The sequence below is a fragment of the Micrococcus lacusdianchii genome, assembly GCF_023155805.1.
GTDB lineage: Bacteria > Actinomycetota > Actinomycetes > Actinomycetales > Micrococcaceae > Micrococcus > Micrococcus lacusdianchii.
This window is the reverse complement of record NZ_JAKNUW010000038.1, coordinates 1-6,003: the sequence shown is the minus strand read 5'-3', so window position 1 is coordinate 6,003 and position 6,003 is coordinate 1. Positions and strand designations below refer to the sequence as shown.

At 72.1% G+C, this 6,003-nt stretch carries 7 protein-coding genes and 1 pseudogene; 6 read left to right on the top strand and 2 right to left on the bottom strand.

The features are described 5' to 3' along the window. Nucleotides 1–144: 144 nt before the first annotated feature. Nucleotides 145–1,176: a DMT family transporter gene (locus MA879_RS12105; protein WP_248126827.1), complete on the top strand. Its 1,032-nt coding sequence runs from the start codon at nt 145–147 to the stop codon at nt 1,174–1,176. Nucleotides 1,177–1,215: 39 nt separating this feature from the next. Here the strand turns inward: MA879_RS12105 and MA879_RS12100 are convergent, their stop codons facing one another. Beyond that, complete coding sequence (locus MA879_RS12100; protein ID WP_248126824.1) at nt 1,216–2,349, bottom strand: MFS transporter; 1,134 nt, start codon at nt 2,347–2,349, stop codon at nt 1,216–1,218. 24 nt (nt 2,350–2,373) lie between these two features. On the opposite strand from MA879_RS12100, the gene MA879_RS12095 reads away from it, so the two are divergent. After that, nucleotides 2,374–2,883 carry a MarR family winged helix-turn-helix transcriptional regulator gene (locus MA879_RS12095; RefSeq protein WP_192593825.1) on the top strand — a complete coding sequence of 170 codons (510 nt, stop codon included), beginning with the start codon at nt 2,374–2,376 and terminating at the stop codon, nt 2,881–2,883. Nucleotides 2,884–2,898: 15 nt separating this feature from the next. On the opposite strand, the gene MA879_RS12090 is transcribed toward MA879_RS12095, so the two are convergent. Then, nucleotides 2,899–3,663: a spermidine synthase gene (locus MA879_RS12090; RefSeq protein ID WP_335342059.1), complete on the bottom strand. Its 765-nt coding sequence runs from the start codon at nt 3,661–3,663 to the stop codon at nt 2,899–2,901. A gap of 89 nt (nt 3,664–3,752) precedes the next feature. Here MA879_RS12090 and MA879_RS12085 point away from each other — a divergent pair, with 89 nt between their 5' ends. From MA879_RS12085 to MA879_RS12575, 4 genes and pseudogenes are all read left to right on the top strand, one after another. Then, nucleotides 3,753–4,007 carry a glutaredoxin family protein gene (locus MA879_RS12085; RefSeq protein ID WP_119217677.1) on the top strand — a complete coding sequence of 85 codons (255 nt, stop codon included), beginning with the start codon at nt 3,753–3,755 and terminating at the stop codon, nt 4,005–4,007. 73 nt (nt 4,008–4,080) lie between these two features. Beyond that, entirely contained in the window at nt 4,081–4,560 is a 480-nt protein-coding gene (locus tag MA879_RS12080) for an SRPBCC family protein (protein ID WP_248126821.1), read from the top strand. A 204-nt stretch (nt 4,561–4,764) separates the two neighbouring features. Further along, on the top strand, nt 4,765–4,977 hold the full coding sequence (locus MA879_RS12075) for a hypothetical protein (protein WP_248126818.1): 213 nt from the start codon (nt 4,765–4,767) through the stop codon (nt 4,975–4,977). Nucleotides 4,978–5,215: 238 nt separating this feature from the next. Beyond that, nucleotides 5,216–5,539, top strand: a pseudogene (locus MA879_RS12575) (restriction endonuclease); the annotation flags it as partial. Nucleotides 5,540–6,003 lie beyond the last annotated feature (464 nt).

The following is a 6,003-nucleotide window of genomic DNA, read 5'->3' as shown; positions in this document are numbered from 1 at the left end:
GCGCGGCCGGTCCGGGTCGGGAGCATCGGGGCGATCAACTCCCATTGGGTGTCAGAGAGCATCTGGAACCGGGACATGTCCCCAGGGTCTCAGCTGACTCGTGCATCTATTCTCAGACACGCCCTAGGGGTGTAGAACGGGGAGATGCCACCCGAATCCTCTGCCCCGTCCGCCGGCCTCGGGCCCTCCCACCCCCGCCCGGCCGCCGTCGCCGCCCGCCCGGAGGCCCCTTCCCCGCGGGCGACCGCCCTGCTGTTCGCGCTCGCGGTGGCCGCCGGCTCCGTGATGCCGCTGCAGGGCCGCATCAACTCCCGCCTCGCCCACCTGACGGGCGACCCCGTCCTCGCCGCGCTGTGCTCCTTCGCGGCGGGCCTGGTCGTCATGGTGCTCGTGAGCGTGCTGACGCCGCGGGGCCGCCGGGGCCTGGCCCGCATCCGCCCGGCCCTGGCTGCGGGGTCCGTGCGCCCGTGGTACGCGGTGGCGGGTGTGATCGGCGGGCTCCTGGTGCTCACCCAGTCCGCGACGATCGGCCCCCTCGGCGTGGCCGTGTTCACGGTCGCCGTGGTCACCGGGCAGGTGGTCGGCGGGATGGTCGTGGACCGGCTCGGGCTCAGCCCCGCCGGGGTGCAGCGCCTGACGCCGCGGCGCCTCACGGGGGCGGCGCTCGCTCTGGCGGCGGTCGCCCTCGTGGTGTGGCCCTCACTCGGCGAGGCCGGCGGCGGGCCCGGCTGGGCCCTGCTGGCCCTGCTGCCCCTGCTGGCCGGCCTGGCCACCGCCGGGCAGCAGGTGTTCAACGCCCGTCAGACCACGGCCTACGGCACCGCCATCCCGGCGACCCTGGTCAACTTCACCGCCGGCGTCCTCTTCCTCGGGATCGTGTGGGGCGGGATCGCCCTGGCCTCCGGCCACGGCCTGCCCGCGCTGCCGCATGACTGGCGGCTCTACCTCGGCGGCCCGCTGGGGTGCGTGTTCATCGGGGTGGGGGCCATGGTCGTCCCGCGCCTGGGCGTCTTCGCCGCCACCCTCGGCCTGGTCTCGGGCAACCTCCTGGGCTCCCTCGTGGTGGACCTGGTGGCCCCCACCGACGGATCCACGGTCACCACGACGACGGTGCTGGGCACCCTGGGCGCCCTCGCCGCCGTCACGCTCGCGTCCTGGCCGGCGCGGCGCCGATAGCGCCGCCCGCGGCGGCAGGCCGCCGTCACCGCCCGGGACTCAGGCGCGGGCCACGGTCCCCCGCCGCCCGTGCCGGCGACCGTGCATCACGAAGTAGTACCCGGCGGCGATCACCAGCACACCCGCCAGGGCCGCGTACATGGCGCCGTAGCCGGCCGAGGCCACGAGCCCGCCGAGGAGCACGGGGCCCAGGCCCAGTCCCACGTCCGCGAACAGCATGAGGGTGGAGATGCCGGCGCCGAGCTGGTGGGAGGGCACCGCGTTCACGGCGATCGCCTGGGCCGCGGGCATGAGCGTGCCGTAGCCGAGGCCGCTCAGCGCCCCGGCCAGCACCACGTGCCCGTCGCGCGTGGCGAAGGCCAGCACCAGGAGCGCGGCCGTGAAGCAGAGGCCGGCGCCGGCTGTGAGCCCGCGCTCCACCGAGTAGGCGTTCAGGTAGGTGAGGATCCCGGCGTAGCTCAGGCCCACCAGCAGCATGAAGCCGCTGATCGGCAGCACCGCCGGGTGCAGCACGGAGCGCAGGCGGAAGCCCACCGCGGGGGCGGGGTGCTCCAGGGGGACCTCGCCGGCGGCGCGCTCGCCGTCGACGTCCGCCGCGGCGGGCGCCTCGCGCACCAGCAGTCCCAGCACGAGGCTGACCACCGTGATCCCCAGAGTCGCCCGGAACAGCCACGCGTAGCCGATGGAGCCGGCGAGGAAGAGCCCCAGGGCGGGGCCGATCGCGGTGGCCAGGGTGGTGCCCAGCGCGAGGTGGCCGGTGGCCTCCGCGCGTCGCCCGTCGGGGATGGCCGCCTGGGCCAGGGCCATGACGGCGGTGCTGGCGAAGGCGTAGCTGGCGCCGTGGAGCATGCGCACCGCCACGAGGGCCGGCAGTGAGGAGGCGATGAGGTAGAGCGTGCAGGACAGCGCGACGGCGACCAGGGCCACCACCAGGACGCGGCGCTTGCCGAAGCGGTCCACCACATGGCCGGTGACCACGCGGCTGAGGGTGGCGCCGATGACGAAGGCGCTCGAGGCCAGCCCCGCCCCGGCGTCCGAGGCGGCGAACTGCCGGACCGCGTACACGGCCATGGTGGTGACGAGGGCGTAGAACGCGAGGAACTGGAGGAAGGAGACCACCCAGGCGAGGACGAAGGTGGGGGAGGCGATGCGTTCCTGCTCGGCGATTTGCATGATGCAAAAGGTAGCATCGTTTGCATGATGCAATCATCTGAGGGGGCGTGGGCCGACCCGGTCCGCGGGATCATGTACGAGCACATGCTCCTGCTGCGGGTGGCCACGCAGGGGGTGGCCCCCTACGGTCGGTCGAGCGCGCTGGAGCGCAGCGCCACCGTGCTGCTCGCCCGCCTGGAGGCGGGCGGGGCCATGAGCGTCGCCGAGCTGGCCGAGGCCTTCGACCTCGATGTCTCCACCGTCCACCGGCAGGTGGCCGCCGCCATGAAGGTCGGCCTCGTCGAGCGGGTGGCGGACCCCGACGGCGGCTCCGCCCGGCTGCACCGCCCCACGGAGGAGGGACGCGCCCGCCTCGCCGCGGAGCTGAGCTCCCGCGCGGACAACGTGGCGCAGATCGTCTCCTCCTGGCCCGCCGAGGACGTCGTCGAGTTCAGCAGGCTCCTGCGTCGTTTCAACGAGGGGGCGGAGGAGCGCCGGGGCCACCCGTGGCCCCGACCGCAGACGGGCCCCGGTGCGGAGGACCCCCGGCTCTGAGCACCGCGCCCGCCCTCAGGCGCGACGGATGCGGTCGGCCAGCGCGGCCGACTCCGCCGGGTCCAGCACGGCCGCCGGATGCGGCCCCGCCGCGGCGAGGCGCTCCGTGCAGCCGGCCTCTCCCAGCGGCGCCCCCGCGGCCAGCACGACGTTGCCCCAGTCCAGGCGCTCCAGCATCCCCTGGTCCGCGAGCGTCCACGGGCCGGGCACCCCGGCCTCGGCGGCCGCCTCCTCGAGGGCGCCCAGCTCGGCGCCCAGGAAGCGCAGGCCGGCGTCGTCGCCGATGTTCACCAGCAGCACCCCGCCCGCCGTCAGCAGCTCGAGCAGCTCCCCGTAGAACACGGCGCCGCGCAGGTGCTCGGCGCCCTCCTCGCCGGTGCCGATGTCCAGCACGACGGCGTCGAACCGCTCCCCGTCCAGCGCGAGGTCGACGGCGGCCAGGCGCGCGTCCGCGACCACGGAGACGAGGTCCGTGCCCGCCGGCAGGGGCAGCTCGGCGAGCACGAAGGACACGAGCTCCCGGTCCAGGTCGACCACCGTCTGCTCCGAGCCGGGTCGGGTCGCCTGGAGGTAGCGCGGCAGGGTCAGCGCGCCCGCGCCGAGGTGCAGGACCCGCACCGGCGCGCCCGCCGGAGCGACGCCGTCGAGCACGTGGGCCATGCGGCGCAGGTACTCGTAGCGGATGCGAGCGGGGTCGGCCAGGTCCACGTGGGACTGGACAGCCCCGCCGATCTCCAGGACGAACCCGCCGAACTCGTCGGGGGCGATGCGGGCGTCCACGCCCGACGTGGACAGGTGGACGGTGTGGCCGGAGGGGGAGGGCTAGGCGGGCATGCCCCCAGCATCCCACCCCTCAGTACGCTGGACGGATGAGTCAGAACGACCTCACCGTCTACGGCGCCGACTGGTGCCGCGACTGCCTGCGCACCAAGCGCCAGCTCGATGAGCTCGGCGTCGCCTACGACTACGTGGACCTCGTCGCCGACCCGGCCCAGGCCGATGCCGCCGAGCGGATCTCCGGCCGGAAGAACATCCCCGTGGTCGTGTTCCCCGACGGCGACCACCAGGTGGAGCCGACCAACGAGGAGACCGCGGCCAAGCTCACCGCGCTGGGCCTGATCTGAGATCGGGGGCCGCTCCCCGAGCGAGCCCCGCCGACCCTCTCGGCGGGTGCGCATCGGGGTCTACGCTCTCCCCATGGAGCACATCGACGAGACCGCCCTGCCCGCCCCCGAGGACCGCGTCGTGTCCGCGACCCACCACGTCGACGCCCCGGCCGGCGTCGTCTTCGAGCTGATCGCGGACCCCTCCCGCCAGCCCGAGTGGGACGGCAACGACAACCTGGCCGAGGCCGCCCCCGGGCAGCGGGTGACCGCCGTCGGGGACGTGTTCGTGATGACCCTGCAGAAGGGCGTGGACCGCGCGAACCACGTGGTCGAGTTCGAGGAGGGCCGCCGCATCGCCTGGAAGCCCTCCGAGGTCGGCGGGGAGCCGTTCGGCCAGCTCTGGCGGTGGGAGGTCGACGGCGACGACGACGGCGGCTGCCGCGTCACCCACACCTATGACTGGGCGCGGCTCGCCGACCCGAAGCGCATCCAGAAGGCGCTGCGGACCGGCGAGGAGCAGCTCCGCGCGTCGATCGACCGGCTCGCGGACCTCGCCGAGCGTCAGGGCTGAGCCGGCCGCGCGCCCGGCCGAGGGGAATCCGTTGCGGTTCTGACCCTTCTGGCGGTCGAACGAGCAGCCAGAAGGGTCAGATCCGCAGAAGATCCGGCCCGGGTGCAGGCGGGCAGGCCTGGCCCTGGTGCGACGCACGGTCCCACGCTGGTCCGTACGAGTGGCGGGGATCGGCCCCGCCCGGACGCCGCCCGAGAGGACGACATGACCCATCACGAGAACCGTGACCGCCAGGACCTGGCCGCCGGGGAGACCTATCTGATCCACGTGCTGGAGACCTCGGACCCGCCCGGCAACCCGGACCACTACCGGATCACCGACGCCGTGGAGGCCCACCACGAGGCCACCGGCTCGTATGACGTCGAGGCCGCCGGCATCGACGTCGCCCGCGACCTGCTCGCCCGTCACGCGAAGTGACCGCGCGGACGGCGTGCCGTCTTCCCGCCGGGGAAGGCGGCTCCTGCGTGTAGGGAGGCAAGGGTTGTCGGCGGAACTCGCAAGCCAGCCACCCTCCGACGTTCGAAGCGGGCGTACGTTCTAACGAGTCCCAGGCTGGGCTATATTGCGTCAAAGTCAGCGGCATCCAATTGCCGCAGTGACGGGGGCGTGCCGGGATCAGGTGTCTCAGCGCCTGACCATAAAGGGGTGCGGTGGCATGACAGAATTCGAAGACAAACTTGGGCAGGTGGCGCGGCGAGTGCGAGATTACATGGGCTCCCTCGAAACGGAGGAGGCCACGAAAAACGCCCTCGTGATGCCGTTCATCTCTCAGGTTCTCGGCTATGACGTCTTCGATCCGGAGGAGGTCGTTCCGGAGTTCGTGGCTGACCTGGGGTTGAAGAAGGGCGAGAAGATCGACTATGCGATCATGCGCGAAGGCCGTGTCAACATCCTCATCGAGGTGAAGAAGGTCAGAGCGGAGTTGTCCTTGGCCCATGCCAGCCAGCTAGTGCGCTATTTCCACACGAGTGAGGCACGCATCGGCGTGCTCACCAACGGCCGCCTGTGGAACTTCTACACCGACCTGGACAAGGCGAACATCTTGGATGAGCGCCCTTTCCTCGTACTCGACTTACTGGATATTGACCCCGTGACGATTCCCAAGCTGGAACAAATGTCCAAGGGGTCTTTCGATCTCGACTCGGTCATCGCGGCGGCGGAGGAACTGAAGTACGTCTCGGCCATCAAGCGCGAGATCGCTGCGGAATTGGGGGATCCGAGTGATGAACTGGTGAAAATTCTCGCCAAGCGCGTCTACTCCGGTTACATGAACGCCAAGGCGGTCGAGACCTTCACCCGCCTGACGGCGGAAGCCGGGCGGGTTCAACCGGTCGTTGCAACACCGTGCGTTGAGAGCGAGCGTAGCTGCTCGGCGAAGACCTCCGCGGGAGTCTTCCAGTCCAGGACCTTCCTGGGCCTGCTGTTCAGCGTGTACGCGACTGC

Excerpts from the sequence above, each read along its gene's own strand:
- MA879_RS12085 (WP_119217677.1), top strand. The coding sequence starts at position 3,753 with ATGAGTCAGAACGACCTCACCGTCTACGGCGCCGACTGGTGCCGCGAC.
- MA879_RS12095 (WP_192593825.1), top strand. The coding sequence starts at position 2,374 with ATGATGCAATCATCTGAGGGGGCGTGGGCCGACCCGGTCCGCGGGATC.
- MA879_RS12075 (WP_248126818.1), top strand. The coding sequence starts at position 4,765 with ATGACCCATCACGAGAACCGTGACCGCCAGGACCTGGCCGCCGGGGAG.
- MA879_RS12105 (WP_248126827.1), top strand. The coding sequence starts at position 145 with ATGCCACCCGAATCCTCTGCCCCGTCCGCCGGCCTCGGGCCCTCCCAC.
- MA879_RS12100 (WP_248126824.1), bottom strand. The coding sequence starts at position 2,349 with ATGCAAATCGCCGAGCAGGAACGCATCGCCTCCCCCACCTTCGTCCTC.
- MA879_RS12080 (WP_248126821.1), top strand. The coding sequence starts at position 4,081 with ATGGAGCACATCGACGAGACCGCCCTGCCCGCCCCCGAGGACCGCGTC.